Here is a 20,970-nt window from a genome sequence, read left to right as displayed (position 1 = left end):
TTAATACGCTAATATTTGAGAAACATCTTCTTTATGTTGGTCACGAACTTTATTATATAGCCATAACGACACAAAAAGGACATCGTATTTATCAAAATAATTATGAGCTACCATAAGATATCCTATGAGTGCCATAGATAAATAGGTAAACTCTTGATTTGTAGAAAATGACTTCAAGCTTCTTACAAATAGGGCTAAATATATTATCACAATTAATAGAAAGGCTAATATACCTGCTTCACCTAAAACCATTAAAAAAGTGTTGTGAACACCATATTCAACACCTGCTAATCCTGAATCACCTCGCATGGCCTTATAGCCAGCTCCAATAACAGCATTATTGAATATAACGTTTGAATACATAGCCCAAGTTTCGTCTCTGGAGCCTTCAGTGATGGTTTGTGTATCTACTTCTTCATTACTACTGAAAATGCTGTTTAATGCAGAAAAGCGTTCTTTATTAAGTTGAAGTGTAGATGCTGTTAAAATCACTATCATAGCTGCGCTACCAACCACAAATGTTTGTATGTTTCTTTTGTCAGCAAAAAGTGATGCTAGATTAATTAGTACTAGCATTAATATAAATGATCTTGATAACGTGAAAATTCCGCAAATAATGAATGCAAATTGAATCACTAATCTCAATTTGTATGAATTAATAATATAGGATACGGCAAAGCCAAACAAGCATATAAATCCAGCTTTATTCGGGTTTATATAAAAACCACTATATCTACCAAATACGTTAGAAAAGAACAAAGCATTTACGGTGATGCTTAAAGCGCCTATAAGCAGAAATATTAATAATTCTTTGTCTGTTGTGTCTTTAGAAACTTGATTAAAACAAATAATAAAAATAAAAAACCTAATAACATCTTTAAAAAACTCATCAGTGATTCCCGAGTAGTTCAGGCCAGCAAAGGAGAAAAAGCAAAGTCCTAATATGATAAACGGAAACGCTGGTTTTGATTTTTTTGAAATGAAAAAATATAATAATGATCCAGCTAATAAAAGCATACTTGTTAGTGCTCCCAATGAGGGACTAATATACTCCAAACTAAATGTAGGTACATTTAGAAGAGCAATAGCTAACAATATGTATTTTATTATTTTCATTGTTAGCTTGTTAGTAAATGTTTTTGCTTATTAGTGTATCCATAAAAAACAAATATCTTGATTACTTGAATAATAGTTGTGCAAAGTGCAATACCAATTAGTCCTAGCCAGTTCATAAAAGCAAAATCTAATATGATATTTAGCAACATAGCTCCAAAAGATACGTAAGCCATAAAAGCGTTTTTGTTGATACTGGTTAAAAACTTCACAAATAAATTTCCGCAAATAGCAAAAGGAACACCTATTAAATAAATCACCTGAATTTTAGAAACAATACTTGTGTCTTCAGATGTAAAGTTATCTCTTTCAAATAACAATGTAACAATTTCGGTAGAGAAGAAGCTGGCTAGTAATACAATTCCTAGAATGCCTAAAAAAGTCCATTTTATTACCCAATATAAAGTTTTGAATGCCTTTTTAGGTTCATCAAGAGTCATTTTTGAAAAATAAGGTAACAGCACATTGCCTAAAGCAAGTATGAGAATTGTTGTAAAAAAAGCTGGAATTTTCATACCATAATTAAGTGCTGCAATAGAACCAACAAGAAGTTGTGCTGCAAAATACTGATCGGTTACAGGGATTAAACCTGTTAAAAAACCAGAAGACACTTTAGCTGGCACTTGTCTAAACATTGTTATGGCATTGGTACTTTTAAAATCCGGTTTTGCGAATTTTAAAATATGCTTTTTTAATGCAACCAAAGCAAGAAACACTAACTGTATTGTGCTTCCTATTAGCATGCCTATCGCTAGTACAGCTTCTCCAAAAACATCTTTGTAAAAAACAATGCAAATAATCATTACAACCGATGTGATTATTGGGTAAATAGAAGAATAGGCAAACTCATCATATACATTGAGTAAGCCACTTACTAGAGATGTTAATCCCCAAAGTAGGATGCATGGTAATAAATAATAAAACTGAAGTTTAATTAAACGATAATAGTTGTCAGTATGCCCAGAATAGAAAAGCTCTAAAAAAACATCAGTAAACAAGTAAGCAATAAGCATAAATACCACCGATGTGATTAAGGTTATGGTAAAACTTGTTGATTGAAAAGCAGCAATATTACTACTGTTAGCCTTTTTTTCAGCAATATAATTAGGAATAAAAACAGATTTAAAAGCGCTTAAAAACACCTGATTAACAAATCCAGGAATTAAAAGTGCTATAAAAAAGGTATCTAAAATTTCAGATAAGCCAAATTCCCCAGCAATAACAACTTCTTTGTAAAAACCAAAAACTTTAACAATAACAGATACAACACCAACGATTATAATGTTTGTTGCTGTTGAGTTGTTTTTTATTCTATTGAATAGGTTTTTTATGTATTCAGTAATTTTCAAATGTTGTTATGTGTTTTTAAATAAACTTTTAAATGGCCATCCTAATAAAAAAAGTGTTTTAAGTCGTTTAGAATCTATAGCTTTCCAATAGTCGGTAAAATTAAAATCTAAAAAATGAGCAGCTCTCAATAAGGTAAAAACGCGTTTTAAAAATAATTTCGGGTACTTACCTATATAATCTTTATAAAACCAATTCATAATACTTAACGAGTAAATAGCCATTCCGTATGCGTCTTTTTCATGGTTTTGAATAGAAATAGCATTTTCACTATCTAAATAGTATATGCGTAAAACATCATTAATGTATTTTGTTTCAAAACCTTGTTTAGCAATTAGTTCCCAGATAATCCCTTCTGGAATGTATCCTTTTGAGAATATATCATCATTAACACAAATACGTTTTAAAACACTTGTTTTAGTAAAACCCCATTTTTCGGTAGCTTCAAGATGTTCTAATTGTTTTATAAAAGTATTGCTGTAATATGGTTGTGTTTTAAATGGTTTGCCAACCAGATTTCCATTTTGATCCTTACATAAACAAGTAACGCCACTAATTTTTTCTTTTTTGTTTTCAGGAATGCTTTTGTAAGCATTGTAAAATGTTTCTAAAGCGTCAGGTGTGCATGCGTCGTCAGAATCAAAAGGAAGTATAAACTGACCTCTTGCTTCTTGTATGGCTTGAATAAAACAAGCCATTTTATGACGGTTTTTTGTGTTGTTTATATAATTTACTGGAAAGTCAGCTGTTTTAATAAGATCAGACGCTACTTGATGTGAATTGTCTTTAGAACCATCATTAATCATAACAAGCTCAAAGTTTTTAAAAGTTTGAGCTTTTAATGAGTCAAAAACTCGATGCAGAGTTTCTGCGCGATTATAAATAGGAGTGAAGATCGTGAAAACATAGTCGTAATCTGTTTCTTCTTTATTGGTGTATGTTGGTAATAGTGCTTTTAGTGACATATTATTTAGGTAATAAAGAAGTTATTAGTTTTTTCCACTCATTGGTTATATAATCTACTTCAAAACTCGAAGTACTTTTTCTTGCTTTCTCACCAATATCAAAGCGTTTTTCTGGGTTTTCTATAAGTAATTTTAATATATCTTCTAAAGCATTATCATCATCAACAGGAATTAAAAAACCATTTACATTGTTTTCAATTAATTCTGATGGTCCTGAAGGACAATCTGCAGAAATACAAGGTAAACCAAAAGCCATAGCTTCAGTAAGTGCATTAGGAAATCCTTCATATCTAGAAGGAAAAGCAAAAATACTAGCTTTATTGTAATGGTCGAAAACGTTATTTATGTTTCCTAGCAACGTAACGCTGTTCTGTAAATTTAGTTCGGTAATTAATGCTTTATATTTTTTTTCATTTTTACCAGATCCTATTAGTTGAAGTTTCCAATCTTTTGGCTGTATTTTATGAAAAGCTTTAATAAGAGCTTCTTGATTTTTTTGATTTGTTAATCGACCAACATTTAAAATGATTTTTTCTTTTTTAACTGAAGAGTCTCTCTTTTTTAAAAGTTCTGGCGCTAACGGATTTCTAATGATTGTAATTTTTTCAGGTTTAAGAAAACTTTCAAAATATACTTTTATATCATGAGTTTGAACCACTAGTTTATTTGAAAGCGGATAAATAAATCGTCTTACTTTACACCAAAAATTATTAAGACTACTATATTCAGGATGAATACGTTCGCTAACAATGCATGGAATATTTAATAGCTTTGAGCTAATTATAGTGTAGATATTTGTAGTAGACATAAACCCAATAGCAATATCAATTTTATGTGTTTTTAGGAGTTTTAAAATTGTATATATAAATCCAAAAAGATTTTTAACAGACAGAAAAATACTAGCATTACCACTATAAGAATTTTTACAAGAAACAACGTTTACAGAGTCGTTTAAAGAGTAAAAGGGCTTGCACTTGTAGAGCGTAATTATAGTAATATCAAATTGCTCTGAAAGGCTATTTGCTAGGGTTGATACAACACGTTCAGCTCCTCCAGAGGTTAAGCTTGAAATAATGAATGCAACTTTTTTTCTTTCCAAATTTTAGAAATTATCTTAATGTAATGATGATTAAACAGTTGTCTTAAACAATAGCAATTTATATTTAGTCTAAAAGTATATATTTTCCCATGACAACTATAATTAATTAGATTAAGTTACTAAATACCGTTATGAAGTGCATTTATAAAACTTGTAGGTATTTACTTAAACATTTTATAATGTTTGTAAGTTGTTGATAACGTGTTTATTATTTTTTTGTGATACATGAAATCCAAAACGTAAATTTGCAACGTATATAGATAGCTTTCCTTTTTTCAATTACAAGTTCTCTCACAAAGATTTTATCGATTAAAAGTATAAAAAATACTACAAATTACATTTTTTGTAGGTAAATTTTCGCAAAAACAATGCATTTCATCGAAAAGTATTATTCAGAATAATCAAATAAATGTTTGATTCAATAGTTTAGCATTGATTAATAGCAATTTAACCCAAATATGAACGATATATGTAATGGTAAATTTCTTGAAAAAAGAAATTTGATGAAAATTCTATTTTATATAACTATTGTATTTTACATTAATGCAAACGGACAAAATTATCCGCCACAAGAGCAAATTTCTGATGTAAATTATCAAGACTACAATCCGCCAAGTGGTGATTTTCCAGAATACCTTGAGCCATTTACTGAATCTCTTTCAGGTAGTACAGTAACACGAATAAGTGATAGAAACGAATTTGGCGTTTCTGGTCAACGATTACGTCATAATTACAGTAAAGATCAAACCTGGAATAGTGATGGTACTCTTATAAAGTTAGCTGGTTATCCTTCAGCAATCTTAGATGGAGAAACTTTTGACTTTCTTTATTGGAGTGACATACCTAGTTATGGTCGTTGGAGTAACACACAGCCTAATATTATTTATGGAACTTCAGGTAGAAGTTTTGTAAGTCATAATGTTAATACAAATCAGCGTACAACACTGCGTACTTTTAATGAATATAATAGTATTGATTTTGGTTATGGTGAAGGTAACCAAGATAAATATGATAGATACGTAGGATTAATTGGAAAACGTGGTGGGTCAGATATCACATTAATAGTTTATGATATACAAAATGATGTTATCACAGGAACGAAAGATATTGATAATGCTGGTGATTTAGATTGGTTTTCGGTATCACAATTAGGTGGTTTTGCAGTTGCGCAATGGCATGCTAACGGACTTGGAGATAAACAGGGTATTAAATCTTACAATATTAATCTTGAAAATGAAATTGATGTTTATGCCACAACACAACATGGTGATTTGGGTGTAGATGCGTTTGGTAATGAGGTTATTGTTGAGTATGGAAATGAACCTGAATGGGATGAAGACCATAGTTTATATATGGCGCGATTAGATGGAGGTGGTTCTACATTACTTTTTCCTTATATCAATGGTAGAGGAATTTGGGGAGGACATATATCAACAAGAAATTTAGATAGACCAGGTTGGGCTTATATAAGTGAGCAATGTTGTCCTAATAATCCAGTAGCGCCAGCTGAAATGTTTGCTATTAAGTTAGATGGTTCTGGAACAATAGAGCGCTATGGAAAGCACAATTCTGAACCATCAACTTATTTACATGAAACTCAAAATGTACCTAATAGAAATGGAACAAAAATATTGTTTGCTAGTAACTGGTTTAACGATTCTGTGTCAAATCAAGATGCACCGCCTGCTTTTGTTTTAGAGTATCCTCAAAATGCTATTGGTTTAAGTGTAAATGCCGGAGATGATGTTGTTATTTGTCAAGGTGAAAGCATTACATTAACAGCTACAGGCGCAGGAGGAACCATGTATTCTTGGAGTAATGGAAGTAGTTCTCAAAGCATTAATGTGTCTCCAAATGAGAGTACAACATATACAGTTACATTAAGTAGTTCTTCAGGAGCTCAAGTAACAGATGATATAACAGTTACTGTAAATCCATTGCCAAATGCTAACGCTGGAGATGATGTAACAATAAACGAGGGTGAGAGCGTTCAGCTTACAGCTTCTGGTGGTGATATGTATGAATGGAGTACAGGAGAAACAACGCAAAGTATAGAAGTTTCTCCTAATGAGACTACGTCATATTCTGTGTTAGTTACAAGAAATGATTGTTCTAGTTCAGATGCTGTAACTGTTACAGTTGATCAAAATGTAATTCCAGTTGTAGCTAATGCTGGAGAAGATACAGCTATATGTCAAGGTGAGTCAGTTGTTTTATTGGCATCAGGAGGAAATTCTTATGTATGGAGTACAGGAGAAACTTCGCAGAGTATTTCTGTAAACCCTAACAGCACTACAACTTATACAGTGACAGTTTCTAATGGAGAAACTTCAGATTCAGATGATGTAACGGTTACTGTAAATCCGTTACCAAATGCAAATGCAGGAGACAATGTAACTATATATTCAGGGGAATCAACAACGTTGACTGCTTCTGGAGGAAATACTTATGAATGGAGTACTGGAGCAACAACTCAAAGTATTGAGGTTAGTCCAGAAAGTACAACATCATATACAGTTATTGTTTATCAAAATGATTGCTCGAGTTCTGATGAAGTTACTGTTTTTGTTGAAGATTCTGTTGTTGTTAATGCAGATGCCGGTGATGATATTGCTATTTGTCAAGGTGATATGGTAACTCTTACAGCTTCAGGTGGTGAGACTTATTTGTGGAGCACAGGAGAAACAACACAAAGTATTGATGTTTATCCTAGTAGCACATCAACTTATTCGGTTACAGCTTATATTGGAGAATCATCTGATACAGATGATGTTTTGGTGACTGTAAATCCATTACCTGTTGCAACTATTAGTGATGATATAACTATTGAAGAAGGGCAAAGTGTTACGCTTTCTGTATCTGGAGGTAATAATTATTCTTGGAATACAGGAAGTACAAATCAATCTATCACTGTGAGTCCTTCTCAAACAACGATATATAGTGCAACTGTTTATTTAAACGGTTGTTATGATACTGAAACTGTTACAGTAACTGTCGTTCCATTAGTTAATGCGGATGCAGGTGAAGATGTAGAAATATGTTCTGAAGTAGAAACAGGTGAATCTTCTGCTACGCTTGTGGCTACTGGAGGTTTATATTATGAGTGGAGCACAGGAGAAACAACACAAAGTATCGTGGTTAGCCCAAGTGTTACAACAGAGTATCAAGTTGTAGTTTCTAACGGATTTTCACAAGAAATGGATGCTGTAAATGTTCTTGTAACAGACTGTTTGTCAGTTGAAGAAAATGAAGCTCAAGTAGTAGGACTATTTGTTTATCCAAACCCGGCAAGTGATATGATAAATATTAAACTATCTGGTGTTGTTTTAACTCAAACTACATTTAGTATTTATGATTTAGTGGGTAGACAAGTATTATCAGGAGGAATAGGAAATACAACTAATAATGCAACAGAACAAATAAAGACACTCAATGTTTCTAGTTTACCAAGAGGCGTTTATTTGATGAATATAAACTTTAATGGTCGTACTGAAACAAAACGAATTATTCTGAACTAATTAAACTGTTTAATTAAAGAAGAAAGTCAGCTATTCAAATTTAGAATAACTGACTTTTTTTATTCCCAAGTTATTTTTTGAATTGTAACAATGCTATCACAGTTTTCAACTGTTATAGACACATTTTGATTTTCAATATCCTTTTCAATAGCATATAAACCGCAAGGTTCATGTCTAGTATCACTATTAGAAAAATTCACATCACCTTTCTTTAATATGGTGTGTAAAGTTGTAGAGTCTATTTTTTTATTAAGGATATCTTGTTGAACGATTTTGCTGTAAACAAAACGTTTAGAGTTTATGTTTTTAATTACACGAGCTTCAGGACCATAATCGCATGATACATCTTTGCCATTAAGAAAGAAGGCTAAAATAACCAAGCCTATTGAAAAACCTCCAAGATAAAAACCTATACGGTGTATTAATTTCATGAATTAGAAAATAAGTAAATTGATATCACTATGCTTTAAATCGAACCATTCACCAACAGATTTATTGGTTAAAATTCCGTGATAAAAATACAACCCATTTTTTAAACCTTTGTCAAAACGTAGAGAATTTTCTAATCCACCATCATCAGCAATTTTTAATAAATAAGGCGTAAATATATTACTTATTGATATAGAGGCAGATCTAGAGTATCTAGCAGGTATATTAGGTACGCAATAATGTGTAACGCCATGCTTTATAAATGTAGGATGCTTGTGAGTTGTTACTTCACTTGTTTCAAAGCAACCTCCCATATCAATACTTACATCTATAACAACTGCACCTTTTTTCATGTTGCTCACCATACTGTCGCTTACTAAAATAGGAGCTCTGTTTTTGCCTCGAACAGCACCAATTGCAACATCACAGCGCTTTAATGCTTTTGATAAATTTTTAGGTTGTAATGTTGACGTAAAGATTGTACGTCCTAAATTGGTTTGTATACAACGCAATTTTGTTATAGAGTTATCAAAAACTTTGACATTAGCACCAAGCCCAATAGCACTTCTGGCTGCAAATTCTCCAACGGTACCAGCTCCTAAAATAACAACTTCAACAGGAGGTACACCACTAATATTTCCAAACATTAATCCGTTACCGTTATTTACGTTACTTAACAACTCTGAAGCAATTAGAACAGAGGCAGTCCCTGCTATTTCACTTAATGATCTAACAGCTGGATATGTACCATCTTCGTCTCTAATAAACTCAAAAGCCAGTGCTGTAATACGTTTTGCAGCAAGTGTTTCAAAGTATTTCTTACTTTGAGTTTTAAGTTGCAATGCCGAAATAAGAATGGTTTGCGGATTAATAAGTTGAATTTGATCTAGAGTAGGAGGTTCTACCTTTAAAATCATGGGACAAGCATAAACTTTTGCAGTATCTTTTGTTATTTCAGCTCCAGCTTCACTATAATCTTTATCGCTAAAATTAGCGCCCTTTCCTGCTTCAGATTCCATAAGTACGCGATGCCCGTTACCTACTAATGCCGAAACGGCATCGGGAGTTAGGCAAACTCGCTTTTCTTGAAAAGCAGTTTCTTTAGGAATTCCTATAAATAATGAACTTTTATGTTTTAAAATTTCAAGTGTTTCCTCTTGTGGAATAAGCTGTTGCTTGGTGAAAGGAGATAAAGGTTTAGACATTTTTTTGACTGGTTAATTCAATGAGTCAAATTACGAATAAATTTTTGAATGATTTGTAAACCTTTTTAAAAATACTGTTTGATTTTTCCCCATAATGACGTGGGTTTAATTTTGAACTCATCCTCAAGCTCTTCCATAGACTTATCAACTGTGTTTAATCTATCAAACATACGAGCTCTTAATAGGTATATTGAAGGTATAACTATAGCCATAATAGGTAATAAGTGCATTAATTGAAATTGATCAACATATGATAAATCATCATTAAAAATGCTAATCATTTGATAGAGGTACATTGCAATTGGAACCAATAAGACATGATACCACCAGTGACGACAAGTGAAAAACCAGATAAATAATAAAAATAGAGGTATTGCTTTTCCTGTGACTAGCCACATCACAGTATTCGCATCATTGTATCCTTTACTATTATATGTAAATAAAAAAGTGCTCCAAACTTTAGAAGAAGGAACACTTTCATATAAGTAAAATAAATATGGGGTAATTGCTATCAATGTAGCGAAAATACTCCCATATAAGATGCTTTTTTTATCCGTTCGTTGGAACTCGGATTTTAGACTTCTCGATTTGTGTTGTTTGTTGTCCATCTAGGTCAATTAGGTTTGTTGCTTGAGCTGTGAAGAACATACCACCAAAAATTGCTATTGCAATTACATACTTTTTAGTTTTCATAATTATAAGGGATTAATTAATTTATACCCCAAAAGTATATGAGAAGTATGTATGTTAAAAGACCGAAATGTTAAAAAAATGTTAAAACAAGCTGTTTTCGGTTTTTTAGTTACGGTTTTTCCGTAATCAGGTGTTCTTTTTTATAATTAGCTCTTAATTAATTGTTTATTAATGGTTCAATCTAATGTTTCTATAATTATTTTTAGAAGCTGATATACTTATTTTTTCAGAATCATCAGGAATTATACTCTCTATAATTTCAGGCCATTCTATAATAACCCAGCTTCCGGAATATAAATATTCTTCTATTCCAAAATTATATGCTTCTTCAAGACTTTCAACACGGTACAAATCAAAATGATAAATTTTATCATTTTTTAAAATATACTCATTTACAATAGAATAGGTCGGGCTTTGTACTTCGTCTTCACAACCTAGTTGTTTAGCTAGCGATCTAATTAGCGTTGTTTTTCCAACACCCATTTCTCCATAAAGCAAAATAACCTTGCTTTTAAAATTAGCTAATAATGCTTGAGCTATAGCTTCTATATCTTGAAGATTGTAATCTCTTTGCATTTTGTTCATTAATATCATGCAATTATAATGATTTATATTTAAAATTACTAACTAAAAATGTATTTCATCGGATTTATTTGCATTACACGGAATTATTTGGGACTCAATACTATAAAAGGAATAATCATCTCTTCTAGAGATACGCCTCCATGCTGATATGTGTTTCTGTAATAACTAACATAGTGATTGTAGTTATTTGGGTAAGCAAAAAACAAATCGTTTTTAGCAAAAATGAATGAACTACTCATGGTCAATGCTGGTAAATGAATACTTTTTGGATTTTTAGCAACTAAAACATCTTTGTCTTCATATGTTAAGCTTCTACCTGTTTTATAACGCAGGTTTAGACTTGTGTCTTTATCTCCTATAACTTTTGAAGGATTCTTTACATTAATGGTTCCGTGGTCTGTAGTAAGAATGAGTTTAAAGCCAAGTTGTTGTGCTTGCTGTATCATTTCTAAAAGTGGCGAGTTTTTAAACCAACTTAAAGTGAGAGATCGATAAGCTTTGTCGTTTGATGCTAACTCTTTTACAACATCCATTTCTGTTTTGGAGTGTGAGAGCATATCTACAAAGTTGTAAACAACTACGGTAAGATCGTTTTCTTTTAGCCCTTTAAAACTATCTACGAGTTTTTTTCCGTTTTTTAAGTTTGTTACTTTGTAGTATTCATGTTTTAAATGTGATAAACCTAAACGTTTCATTTGTGCTTCAAGAAACTCTGCTTCATGCAAATTTTTACCACCTTCATCAGTGTCATTTTTCCACAAGTCTGGATGCATTTGCTCCATATCGCTTGGCATTAAACCAGAGAAAATAGCGTTTCTAGCGTATTGTGTAGCAGTTGGTAAAATGCTGAAAAAAGGTTCTTCAAGGTCTTTTTTATAATAGTTATTTACAATGGGTTCAAAAGCTTTCCATTGATCATAACGTAAATTATCAATAACTACTAAAAGTGTTGGCTGCTCTTTACTTAATTCAGGAACAATTTTATCCTTAAAAAGCGTATGTGACATTATTGGAGCTGTTGTATGAGGCTCAAACCAAGTAGGGTAGTTTTTATCTATAAATTTACCAAACTGGGTGTTTGCTTCGGTTTTTTGAGATTCTAAAATTTCAAACATTCCAGAGTCTTCTATGTCTTCTAATTGCATTTCCCAATAAATAAGTTTTTGGTATAATGAAGCCCACTCTTCAAAAGAATTTACCATAGATAAATCCATAGCTATTTTTCTAAATTCTTGTTGATAATTTGAGGTTGTTTTTTCTGATACTAAACGCGAATTGTCTAAATTCTTTTTTAAACTTAAAAGAATTTGATTCGGATTTACAGGCTTTATAAGGTAATCGGCTATTTTATTACCGATAGCTTCCTCCATAATATATTCTTCTTCACTTTTGGTAATCATTACAACAGGAAGTGTGTCTCGCTTTGCTTTTATTTCATTAAGTGTTTCTAAACCTGTAAGCCCAGGCATGTTTTCATCAAGAAACACAATATCAAACGTTTTCTCATCAAGAGCTTCAATAGCTTCAGTACCGCTTTTGCAGGTTGTTACTTGATAATTTTTTTTCTCTAGAAAGAGTATATGGGGTTTTAATAAATCAATTTCATCATCAACCCAAAGAATATTTATATTGTTCATGTATATTTGTTTATAATTAATGTAATATAATTAAGCTTGCAGACAAAAAACAAACTTAAAATATTTAACGACCCAATTTACGGATTTATTACCATTCCTAATTCGTTAATTTTTGATTTAATAGAGCACAAATACTTTCAGCGTTTAAGGCGGATTTCTCAAATGGGAATGTCTTATTTAGTTTATCCAGGAGCTCATCACACTAGATTTCATCATGCTATAGGTTGTATGCATCTTATGCAAAAGGCAGTTCAAGTACTTCGTTTTAAAGGTGTTGATGTGTCTTCTGAAGAAGAAAACGCTTTATATGTTGCTATTCTTTTACATGATATAGGGCATGGACCTTTTTCTCATGCTATGGAACACAGTATTGTAAATGGTGTTTCACATGAGGAAATTTCAATGCTTTTTATGGAGGCTTTGAATAAAGAATTTAACGGAAGTTTAACGCTTGCTATCAATATATTTAAAGGTGAATATCACAGACCTTTTTTATGTTCGTTGATTTCTAGTCAGTTTGACATGGATCGAGCAGATTATTTAAAACGCGATAGTTTTTATACAGGAGTAGCAGAAGGAAACATTAACAGTGAGCGTTTAATAACTATGCTAAATGTTGTAAATGATGAGCTGGTTGTTGAAGAAAAAGGTATTTATAGTGTAGAAAAGTTTTTGCTTGCTAGGCGCTTAATGTACTGGCAAGTATACTTGCATAAAACAAGTTTGGTTGCAGAACAGTTACTTACAAGAGTCCTGCAAAGAGCTAAAGAATTAACCAGTCAAGGATATACATTAGAAGCTAGTAAATCGCTTCAGTTCTTTTTAGAAAACGATATTTCTATTTCAAATTTTGATGAGTCTGTTTTAAAAACATTTTCTATGCTTGATGATTATGATATTGTATCCGCAATGAAATCTTGGCAAACTCATGAAGATTTTGTGCTTCGCAATTTATGTGATATGATAATTAATAGGCAGCTTTTAAAAATTAAAATCAAAAACAAACCTATTAAAGAAAAGCTGAAGGAAAAACATCTAGAAAAGTTAATAAACACCTATGGTATAACCAGTGGAGAAGCTAAATATTTTGTTTTTACAGGTTCTATATTTAACCAAGCTTATCAGTTAGAATCAAAGCAAATAAATATGTTGCACAAATCTGGAAAAATAGAAAATATAGTTAAGGCTTCAGATCAGCTAAATTTAAAAGCGCTATCAAAACCTGTGCTTAAATATTTTATATGTTATCCAAAAGTTAAAATGTGATACATTTTTTCTATTTTTGCCATTAATGAATTTTACAGCAAAACAAATAGCAGGAATTTTAGAAGGCGACATTGTTGGTGATCCAGATGTTGAAGTTTCTAAACTATCTAAAATAGAGGAAGGTACAAAAGGATCTTTAACCTTTTTAGCCAATCCAAAATATACATCTTACATTTATACAACTGAAGCTTCTATTACAATCGTTAATAAGAGTTTTATACCAGACAATACTTTAAATAATACAACATTAATTAAAGTAGAAGATGCCTATAAATCTTTTTCAAAACTGTTAGAGTATTACAACCAAGTAAAGCTTAACAAAGTTGGTATAGATAACGTAACTTCCATATCAGATTCAGCAACATTAGGAGAAAATATTTATGTAGGTGCTTTCACTTACATTGGAGACAATGTTGTTATAGGAAATAATGTTAAAATATTTCCAAATACATATATAGGTGATAATGTAGTAATAGGAGATAATACCATTGTTTTTTCTGGAGCAAAAATTTATTCAGAATGTACTATTGGTAATTACTGTGTTATTAATTCAGGTGCTATTATAGGGGCTGACGGTTTTGGTTTTGCACCTAATGAGAGTGGAGAATATAGTAAAGTGCCTCAAATAGGTAATGTTATTATTGAAGACTATGTTGATATTGGAGCAGCCACAACAATAGACAGAGCTACATTGGGTTCAACTATTATAAGAAAGGGTGTTAAGCTTGACAACCAAATACAAATAGCTCACAATGTTGAGATAGGTAAAAACACCGTTATTGCTGCTCAAACAGGAATTGCAGGATCTACCAAAATAGGTGAAAATTGCCAAATTGGAGGTCAAGTAGGTATTGTAGGGCACTTAACCATAGGTAATAATGTAAAAATACAAGCACAATCAGGAATAGGTAGAAATATAAAAGATAATGAAGTGCTTCAAGGTTCACCAGCATTAAGTTATGGTGATTACAACAAATCTTATGTGTATTTCAAAAACTTACCTAAGATTGTGAAAAATTTAAATGATTTAGAAAAAAAAGTAAATGGGAATAATTAGTACGGATACAAAACAAAAAACCATAAAAAGCGAAATATCGTTAAATGGTGTTGGTTTACATACAGGTAACGAAGTAACACTTACATTCAAGCCTGCTCCTGAAAACTTTGGTTTTGCTTTTAGACGAGTAGATCTAGAAGGTAATCCAGTAATAGAAGCAGACGCTACATATGTTACTAATACACAAAGAGGTACATGTTTAGAAAAAAATGGAGTAACCATTCAAACATGCGAGCATGTTTTAGCAGCATTAGTAGGTTTAGATATAGATAATGCCATATTAGAACTAGATGCTTCAGAGCCTCCAATTATGGATGGCTCATCTAAATTTTTTGTTGAAGCTCTTGAAAAAGCAGGTATCGTAGAGCAAGATGCTTTTAGGGAAGTTTACGAAGTTACTGATGTTATCTCATATACAGATGAAGAAACAGGTAGCGAAATTTTAGTAATGCCTTCAAAAGAGTACCAAATCACTACTATGGTAGATTTTGGTACAAAAGTATTAGGAACTCAAAATGCAACGCTTAATCATATTCTTGATTTTAAATCAGAAATATCTGATTCTAGAACATTTAGTTTTCTACATGAAATAGAAACTTTACTAGAACACGGACTAATAAAAGGAGGAGATTTAAATAATGCCATTGTATACGTAGACAAAGAACTGTCTCAAGAAACAATGGAAAAACTTAAAATCGCTTTTAATAAAGAAGAAATTACTGTTAAGCCTAATGGAATTTTAGATAACTTAACACTGCATCACCCAAACGAAGCAGCAAGGCACAAGCTTCTAGATGTTATAGGAGATTTAGCTTTAATTAGAACACCTTTAAAAGGAAAAATTATAGCTAATAAACCAGGACATTTTGTAAATACACAATTTGCAAAAAAGATGTCTAAATTAATTAAGAACGAACGCCGAAATAATGTGCCTATCGTAGATTTGAACAAAGAGCCTTTAATGGATGTAAATCAAATCATGAACATGTTACCACACAGGCAGCCTTTTTTATTAATTGATAAAATTTTTGAACTTACTGATACAGGTGTAATAGGTATGAAAAATGTCACTATGAATGAGCCATTTTTCGCAGGTCATTTTCCTGGAGCTCCAGTAATGCCGGGTGTTTTAATTGTTGAAGCTATGGCTCAAACAGGAGGAATACTTGTGTTAAGTACAGTTCCAGATCCTGAAAACTACCTAACATTTTTTATGAAGATAGATAATGTCAAGTTCAAACAAAAAGTAGTGCCAGGTGACACTTTAATTTTTAAGTGTGATTTAATCACACCAATACGTCGTGGTATATGTCACATGCAAGGATATGCCTATGCAAATGGTAAACTTTGTGCTGAAGCAGAGCTTATGGCTCAAATTTCAAAAGTAAAATAACAATAATAAAATGAGTCAAGCTATTGTTTAACTTGAATTATACATCAAGAACAACATCTAGCTTATGCATTTTTACTGATATCTTAAAAAAAAATAAAATGAATCAACCATTAGCATACGTTCACCCAGGAGCAAAAATTGCAAAAAATGTAGTTATTGATCCTTTTACAACAATACACAACAATGTGGTTATAGGAGAAGGAACTTGGATAGGGAGTAACGTAACCATTATGGAAGGTGCTAGAATAGGCAAAAACTGTAATATATTTCCAGGAGCTGTTATTTCTGCAGTACCTCAAGATTTAAAATATAATGACGAAGACACACTTACTATTATAGGAGACAATGTTACTATAAGAGAATGTGTTACAATAAACAGAGGAACTACAGACAAAATGAAAACCGTTATTGGAAATAACTGTTTAATTATGGCATATTGCCATATTGCTCATGATTGTATTGTAGGTAATAATTGTATTTTTTCAAACAATAGTACATTAGCAGGTCATATTACAGTAGGAGATTACGTTGTTTTAGCAGGTATGACAGCTGTTCATCAATTTTGCTCAATAGGAAACCATGCGTTTGTAACAGGTGGATCATTAGTAAGAAAAGACGTCCCTCCATTTGTAAAAGCAGCTAGAGAGCCGCTTTCTTATGTAGGTATAAATTCTGTAGGTTTAAGACGTAGAGGATTTTCAACAGAAAAAATAAGAGAAATACAAGATATTTTCAGAATATTATATCAAAAGAATTATAATAATACTCAAGCTGCTGAAATTATAGAAGCAGAAATGGAAGCAACTCCTGAAAGAGATGAGATTCTTCAATTTATCAAAGATTCTCAAAGAGGTATTATGAAAGGATATTTTAAATCAAACTAACATTATGGCAAATACATCAGATATTAGAAACGGATTGTGTATCAGATTCAATCACGACATTTATAAAATTATAGAGTTTTTACACGTAAAACCAGGAAAAGGTCCTGCCTTTGTAAGAACAAAATTAAAGAGTGTTACTACCGGGAAAGTTGTAGATAACACATTCTCTGCAGGTCATAAAATAGAAGACGTTCGTGTTGAAACTCATAAATTTCAATACTTATACAATGATGGAGAGTTTTATCATTTTATGAACGAAGCAGATTACACACAAATACGTTTATCAGAAGCAGCATTAGATCGTCCTGATTTAATGAAAGAAGGAGAAGTTGTAACAATTCTTATTAATACAGAAGATAATATGCCGCTTTCAGTTGAAATGCCTGCAAGTGTAATACTTGAAGTAACACATACTGAACCAGGAGTAAAAGGAAATACAGCTACTAATGCAACAAAACCAGCCACTGTAGAAACTGGAGCAGAAGTAAATGTACCTCTTTTTATTAATGAAGGTGATAAAATAAAAATAGAAACCGAAAAAGGAACTTACAAAGAGCGTATTAAAGAATAATTCTAGTGAAGTTTCCAAAACCAAATACATTATCTCAAATAGCAAATTTAATACAATGTAAATTTGTTGGAGATTCTGATTTTCAGGTTCTAGGCATGAATGAAATTCATGTTGTTGAACCAGGTGATATTGTTTTTGTTGACCACCCTAAATATTATGACAAAGCTTTAGAATCAGCTGCTACAATAATATTAATCAACAAAGAAGTTTCTTGTCCTGAAGGAAAAGCATTATTAATAAGTGATGATCCTTTTAGAGATTTTAATAAGCTTACGCAGTATTTTAAGCCTTTCAAGCCTTCATCAGTTACAATTTCTGAAACAGCTTCACTAGGAAAAAATACCATAATACAACCTAATACTTTTATTGGTAATAATGTTATTATAGGTGATAATTGTGTTATCCATTCAAATGTAAGTATATATGATGACACGGTTATAGGTGATAATGTGACTATACATGCAGGTACAGTAATAGGAGCTAATGCTTTTTATTATAAAAATAGACCAAGCGGATATGATCAATTACTTTCTGGAGGAAGAGTTGTTATAAAAGATAATGTAGATATAGGAGCTTTATGTTCAATTGATAAAGGAGTAACAGGAGATACTATAATAGGTCGTGGTTCAAAGTTAGATAACCACATTCAAGTTGGTCATGATACAGTCATAGGTGAAAAATGCTTAATTGCATCTCACGTTGGTATTGCTGGTTGTTGTGTTATTGAAGATGAAGTAACCATTTGGGGGCAAGTAGGTACAACTAGTGGAATACGCATAGGTAAAAAGGCCATTGTTTTAGGGCAAACCGGTGTAACCAAATCTATAAAAGGTAATACCACATATTTTGGTACACCTGTAGAAGAAGCTAGAGTAAAACTAAAAGAGTTAGCTTCAATAAAGCGAATACCTGAAATTATCAAAAAACTGAAAAACTTATAAAAAATGAATTCTAAAAGCGTTGTTCAAAACTATTATAATTCTAACATAGAAGAAATTACAGGTAATTTGAACACGTTTTTTCATGAAGATTGTTGCTTACACTGGAATAGTAGTAAAGGTTTTTTAGTGTTAGGGTTTAAAGAGCTAGAAACGTTTTTTAATGACTTATCAAGTTCATATAAGCAAATAAGAACAGAAATAAGTCACTTACTTCAAGAAGATAATTTTGTAACAACACGTTACACAACCTATGGTAACACTATAGAGAACGAAGATGAAGAAATTGCCTTAGCTCATTACATGAGTATATGGGAAGTAAAAGAAGGAAAACTTTATAAAGGATACGAGATAAGTCAACTTGCAGATGACTATGCTTTAAAAATAAACTCTTTTGCAGAAATAAAAATCTAAAAACACTTTATAAATAGCTGTCAAAAATGTACTTTTGACATGTTTAATAAAACAATAAAAATTAATAACAAAAAATGAGCGTTTTAGTTAATAAAGATTCAAAAATAATTGTTCAAGGATTTACAGGAAGTGAAGGTACATTTCACGCAAGTCAAATGATTGAATACGGAACCAACGTTGTTGGTGGTGTTACTCCAGGAAAAGGAGGACAAACACATTTAGACAAACCAGTTTTTAATACAGTACAAGATGCTGTTGACCAAGTTGGAGCTGATACAACTATTATTTTTGTACCACCAGCATTTGCTGCTGATGCCATTATGGAAGCAGCTAATGCAGGAATTAAAGTAATTATTACAATTACAGAAGGTATTCCTGTTGCTGATATGATTAAAGCTGCTGATTACATTAAAGATAAAGATTGTCGTTTAATTGGGCCAAACTGTCCAGGAGTTATAACGCCAGGTGAAGCTAAAGTTGGTATTATGCCAGGTTTTGTATTCAAGCAAGGTAAAGTAGGTATCGTTTCAAAATCAGGTACTTTAACTTACGAAGCTGCTGACCAAGTAGTAAAACAAGGTCTTGGAATTACAACTGCTATTGGTATTGGTGGAGACCCTATTATAGGAACAACAACTAAAGAAGCTGTTGAATTACTAATTAACGATCCAGAAACTGAAGCTGTTGTTATGATTGGTGAAATAGGAGGTCAGTTAGAAGCTGATGCTGCTAAATGGTACAAAGAAAGCGGAAGTAAAAAACCAGTTGTAGGATTTATTGCTGGTGAAACAGCACCTGCTGGACGTACAATGGGACATGCTGGAGCCATAGTAGGTGGTAGCGATGATACAGCTCAAGCCAAAAAAGCTATCATGAGAGACTGCGGAATTCACGTAGTAGATTCTCCTGCTGAAATTGGTAAGAAAGTAGCTGAAGTTATTGGCTAATAATCTTAAAATATAGACTGAAACAAATTCAGTGTAACTGTTAAAAACCTTACAAAATCTTGTAAGGTTTTTTTATTTGATGCAACTTGTATTTATTATCTTTGGTTTATCATATCAATAGATATAAAAAACATTTGAACTAATCGTATTTTTTATAAAATGAAATTATTACAAGGAAAAACCGCTATAATAACAGGAGCAAGTCGTGGTATAGGAAAAGGTATTGCAGAAGTTTTTGCACAACAAGGTGCAAACATTGCTTTTACTTATAGCTCTTCAGTTGAAGCTGCTAATGCATTAGAAAAAGAATTAAATGATTTAGGTGTAAAAGCTAAAGGGTATCAGAGCAATGCCGCTGATTTTGCTCAAGCTCAAGAATTAGCTGATGCCGTAGTACAAGAGTTTGGTAGTATAGATGTTTTAATAAACAATGCAGGAATTACTAAAGACAACCTTTTAATGCGTATTAGTGAAGAGGATTTTGATAAAGTTATAGAAGTAAACTTAAAATCTGTTTTTAATATGACCAAAGCTGTTCAACGTACTATGCTTAAACAGCGTCAAGGCTCAATCATTAATATGAGTTCTGTTGTAGGTGTCAAAGGAAATGCTGGACAGACTAATTATGCAGCTTCAAAAGCAGGTATTATAGGTTTTTCAAAATCTGTAGCATTAGAATTAGGCTCAAGAAATATAAGAAGCAACGTGATTGCACCTGGTTTTATTGAAACCGAAATGACAGCAAAGCTAGATGAAAATACTGTAAAAGGTTGGAGAGATGCTATTCCTTTAAAGCGTGGTGGTACTCCTGAAGATATCGCAAATGTATGCGTGTTTTTAGCAAGTGATATGAGTGCTTACGTTACAGGACAAACTATTAATGTTGACGGAGGAATGCTAACGTAATTT

20 protein-coding genes are annotated in these 20,970 nt (G+C 31.9%); 10 read left to right on the top strand and 10 right to left on the bottom strand.

Translation table 11 applies throughout. The features are described 5' to 3' along the window. From ACN5J3_RS07185 to ACN5J3_RS07170, 4 genes are read right to left on the bottom strand one after another with little or no spacing between them, the layout of a single operon-like run. Window positions 1-1,116 carry an O-antigen ligase family protein gene (locus ACN5J3_RS07185; protein WP_418511286.1) on the bottom strand — a complete coding sequence of 372 codons (1,116 nt, stop codon included), beginning with the start codon at window positions 1,114-1,116 and terminating at the stop codon, window positions 1-3. A gap of 2 nt (window positions 1,117-1,118) precedes the next feature. After that, the gene (gene murJ / locus ACN5J3_RS07180) at window positions 1,119-2,462 is read right to left on the bottom strand and encodes a murein biosynthesis integral membrane protein MurJ (protein ID WP_418511285.1); all 1,344 of its coding nucleotides are present in this window, start codon (window positions 2,460-2,462) and stop codon (window positions 1,119-1,121) included. A gap of 6 nt (window positions 2,463-2,468) precedes the next feature. Continuing rightward, complete coding sequence (locus ACN5J3_RS07175; RefSeq protein WP_418511284.1) at window positions 2,469-3,425, bottom strand: glycosyltransferase family 2 protein; 957 nt, start codon at window positions 3,423-3,425, stop codon at window positions 2,469-2,471. Between the two features lies 1 nt (window position 3,426). Continuing rightward, entirely contained in the window at window positions 3,427-4,524 is a 1,098-nt protein-coding gene (locus ACN5J3_RS07170; RefSeq protein WP_418511283.1) for a glycosyltransferase family 4 protein, read from the bottom strand. Window positions 4,525-5,027: 503 nt separating this feature from the next. On the opposite strand from ACN5J3_RS07170, the gene ACN5J3_RS07165 reads away from it, so the two are divergent. Beyond that, entirely contained in the window at window positions 5,028-8,042 is a 3,015-nt protein-coding gene (locus tag ACN5J3_RS07165; protein ID WP_418511282.1) for a T9SS type A sorting domain-containing protein, read from the top strand. Window positions 8,043-8,101: 59 nt separating this feature from the next. Here ACN5J3_RS07165 and ACN5J3_RS07160 read toward each other — a convergent pair whose 3' ends face one another. The 6 genes from ACN5J3_RS07160 to ACN5J3_RS07135 form a co-directional block, all read right to left on the bottom strand. Next, window positions 8,102-8,473, bottom strand: a complete 372-nt coding sequence (locus ACN5J3_RS07160; protein WP_417290899.1) for a hypothetical protein — start codon at window positions 8,471-8,473, stop codon at window positions 8,102-8,104. 3 nt (window positions 8,474-8,476) lie between these two features. Next, on the bottom strand, window positions 8,477-9,676 hold the full coding sequence (locus ACN5J3_RS07155; RefSeq protein WP_417290900.1) for an alanine dehydrogenase: 1,200 nt from the start codon (window positions 9,674-9,676) through the stop codon (window positions 8,477-8,479). 65 nt (window positions 9,677-9,741) lie between these two features. After that, window positions 9,742-9,957 carry a hypothetical protein gene (locus ACN5J3_RS07150; protein WP_417290901.1) on the bottom strand — a complete coding sequence of 72 codons (216 nt, stop codon included), beginning with the start codon at window positions 9,955-9,957 and terminating at the stop codon, window positions 9,742-9,744. 268 nt (window positions 9,958-10,225) lie between these two features. Then, window positions 10,226-10,369, bottom strand: coding sequence for a hypothetical protein (locus tag ACN5J3_RS07145; protein ID WP_418511281.1), 144 nt, complete (start codon window positions 10,367-10,369; stop codon window positions 10,226-10,228). A 168-nt stretch (window positions 10,370-10,537) separates the two neighbouring features. Beyond that, complete coding sequence (gene tsaE / locus ACN5J3_RS07140; protein ID WP_417290902.1) at window positions 10,538-10,945, bottom strand: tRNA (adenosine(37)-N6)-threonylcarbamoyltransferase complex ATPase subunit type 1 TsaE; 408 nt, start codon at window positions 10,943-10,945, stop codon at window positions 10,538-10,540. A 92-nt stretch (window positions 10,946-11,037) separates the two neighbouring features. Next, the gene (locus ACN5J3_RS07135; protein WP_417290903.1) at window positions 11,038-12,591 is read right to left on the bottom strand and encodes a PglZ domain-containing protein; all 1,554 of its coding nucleotides are present in this window, start codon (window positions 12,589-12,591) and stop codon (window positions 11,038-11,040) included. A 36-nt stretch (window positions 12,592-12,627) separates the two neighbouring features. Between ACN5J3_RS07135 and ACN5J3_RS07130 the strand changes: the two genes are divergently transcribed. The 9 genes from ACN5J3_RS07130 (at window position 12,628) to fabG (ending at window position 20,967) form a co-directional block, all read left to right on the top strand. Further along, window positions 12,628-13,857 (top strand): HD domain-containing protein, encoded by a 1,230-nt coding sequence (locus ACN5J3_RS07130; RefSeq protein WP_418511280.1) that lies wholly within the window; start codon window positions 12,628-12,630, stop codon window positions 13,855-13,857. Between the two features lie 25 nt (window positions 13,858-13,882). Further along, window positions 13,883-14,914, top strand: a complete 1,032-nt coding sequence (gene lpxD / locus ACN5J3_RS07125) for a UDP-3-O-(3-hydroxymyristoyl)glucosamine N-acyltransferase (protein ID WP_344730410.1) — start codon at window positions 13,883-13,885, stop codon at window positions 14,912-14,914. Continuing rightward, window positions 14,901-16,307, top strand: coding sequence for a bifunctional UDP-3-O-[3-hydroxymyristoyl] N-acetylglucosamine deacetylase/3-hydroxyacyl-ACP dehydratase (locus tag ACN5J3_RS07120; RefSeq protein ID WP_418511279.1), 1,407 nt, complete (start codon window positions 14,901-14,903; stop codon window positions 16,305-16,307). Before lpxD ends, ACN5J3_RS07120 begins: the two co-directional genes overlap by 14 nt. Window positions 16,308-16,405: 98 nt before the next feature. Further along, window positions 16,406-17,191 carry an acyl-ACP--UDP-N-acetylglucosamine O-acyltransferase gene (lpxA, locus tag ACN5J3_RS07115; RefSeq protein ID WP_344730415.1) on the top strand — a complete coding sequence of 262 codons (786 nt, stop codon included), beginning with the start codon at window positions 16,406-16,408 and terminating at the stop codon, window positions 17,189-17,191. A 4-nt stretch (window positions 17,192-17,195) separates the two neighbouring features. Then, window positions 17,196-17,762 carry an elongation factor P gene (gene efp, locus ACN5J3_RS07110; RefSeq protein ID WP_344730417.1) on the top strand — a complete coding sequence of 189 codons (567 nt, stop codon included), beginning with the start codon at window positions 17,196-17,198 and terminating at the stop codon, window positions 17,760-17,762. 5 nt (window positions 17,763-17,767) lie between these two features. Then, entirely contained in the window at window positions 17,768-18,703 is a 936-nt protein-coding gene (locus ACN5J3_RS07105; RefSeq protein ID WP_418511278.1) for a UDP-3-O-(3-hydroxymyristoyl)glucosamine N-acyltransferase, read from the top strand. 3 nt (window positions 18,704-18,706) lie between these two features. Next, complete coding sequence (locus tag ACN5J3_RS07100; RefSeq protein WP_418509932.1) at window positions 18,707-19,114, top strand: nuclear transport factor 2 family protein; 408 nt, start codon at window positions 18,707-18,709, stop codon at window positions 19,112-19,114. Window positions 19,115-19,188: 74 nt separating this feature from the next. Continuing rightward, a complete protein-coding gene (gene sucD, locus ACN5J3_RS07095) occupies window positions 19,189-20,061 on the top strand; it encodes a succinate--CoA ligase subunit alpha (RefSeq protein ID WP_344730423.1) in 873 nt (290 codons plus the stop codon). 159 nt (window positions 20,062-20,220) lie between these two features. Continuing rightward, on the top strand, window positions 20,221-20,967 hold the full coding sequence (gene fabG / locus ACN5J3_RS07090; RefSeq protein ID WP_344730425.1) for a 3-oxoacyl-[acyl-carrier-protein] reductase: 747 nt from the start codon (window positions 20,221-20,223) through the stop codon (window positions 20,965-20,967). The last annotated feature ends 3 nt before the right edge of the window (window positions 20,968-20,970 follow it).

Origin of the sequence: Corallibacter sp. (assembly GCF_048381695.1) — a bacterium.
Taxonomy (GTDB): Bacteria; Bacteroidota; Bacteroidia; order Flavobacteriales; family Flavobacteriaceae; genus Corallibacter; species Corallibacter vietnamensis.
Note: the sequence above shows the minus strand (reverse complement) of the source record. Positions and strands in the feature narration are given on the sequence as shown.

Excerpts from the sequence above, each read along its gene's own strand:
- ACN5J3_RS07185 (WP_418511286.1), bottom strand. The coding sequence starts at position 1,116 with ATGAAAATAATAAAATACATATTGTTAGCTATTGCTCTTCTAAATGTA.
- lpxA (WP_344730415.1), top strand. The coding sequence starts at position 16,406 with ATGAATCAACCATTAGCATACGTTCACCCAGGAGCAAAAATTGCAAAA.
- ACN5J3_RS07175 (WP_418511284.1), bottom strand. The coding sequence starts at position 3,425 with ATGTCACTAAAAGCACTATTACCAACATACACCAATAAAGAAGAAACA.
- ACN5J3_RS07145 (WP_418511281.1), bottom strand. The coding sequence starts at position 10,369 with ATGAAAACTAAAAAGTATGTAATTGCAATAGCAATTTTTGGTGGTATG.
- tsaE (WP_417290902.1), bottom strand. The coding sequence starts at position 10,945 with ATGCAAAGAGATTACAATCTTCAAGATATAGAAGCTATAGCTCAAGCA.
- ACN5J3_RS07120 (WP_418511279.1), top strand. The coding sequence starts at position 14,901 with ATGGGAATAATTAGTACGGATACAAAACAAAAAACCATAAAAAGCGAA.
- ACN5J3_RS07160 (WP_417290899.1), bottom strand. The coding sequence starts at position 8,473 with ATGAAATTAATACACCGTATAGGTTTTTATCTTGGAGGTTTTTCAATA.
- ACN5J3_RS07165 (WP_418511282.1), top strand. The coding sequence starts at position 5,028 with ATGAAAATTCTATTTTATATAACTATTGTATTTTACATTAATGCAAAC.
- sucD (WP_344730423.1), top strand. The coding sequence starts at position 19,189 with ATGAGCGTTTTAGTTAATAAAGATTCAAAAATAATTGTTCAAGGATTT.
- ACN5J3_RS07100 (WP_418509932.1), top strand. The coding sequence starts at position 18,707 with ATGAATTCTAAAAGCGTTGTTCAAAACTATTATAATTCTAACATAGAA.
- lpxD (WP_344730410.1), top strand. The coding sequence starts at position 13,883 with ATGAATTTTACAGCAAAACAAATAGCAGGAATTTTAGAAGGCGACATT.
- ACN5J3_RS07150 (WP_417290901.1), bottom strand. The coding sequence starts at position 9,957 with ATGATTAGCATTTTTAATGATGATTTATCATATGTTGATCAATTTCAA.
- fabG (WP_344730425.1), top strand. The coding sequence starts at position 20,221 with ATGAAATTATTACAAGGAAAAACCGCTATAATAACAGGAGCAAGTCGT.
- ACN5J3_RS07155 (WP_417290900.1), bottom strand. The coding sequence starts at position 9,676 with ATGTCTAAACCTTTATCTCCTTTCACCAAGCAACAGCTTATTCCACAA.
- efp (WP_344730417.1), top strand. The coding sequence starts at position 17,196 with ATGGCAAATACATCAGATATTAGAAACGGATTGTGTATCAGATTCAAT.
- ACN5J3_RS07135 (WP_417290903.1), bottom strand. The coding sequence starts at position 12,591 with ATGAACAATATAAATATTCTTTGGGTTGATGATGAAATTGATTTATTA.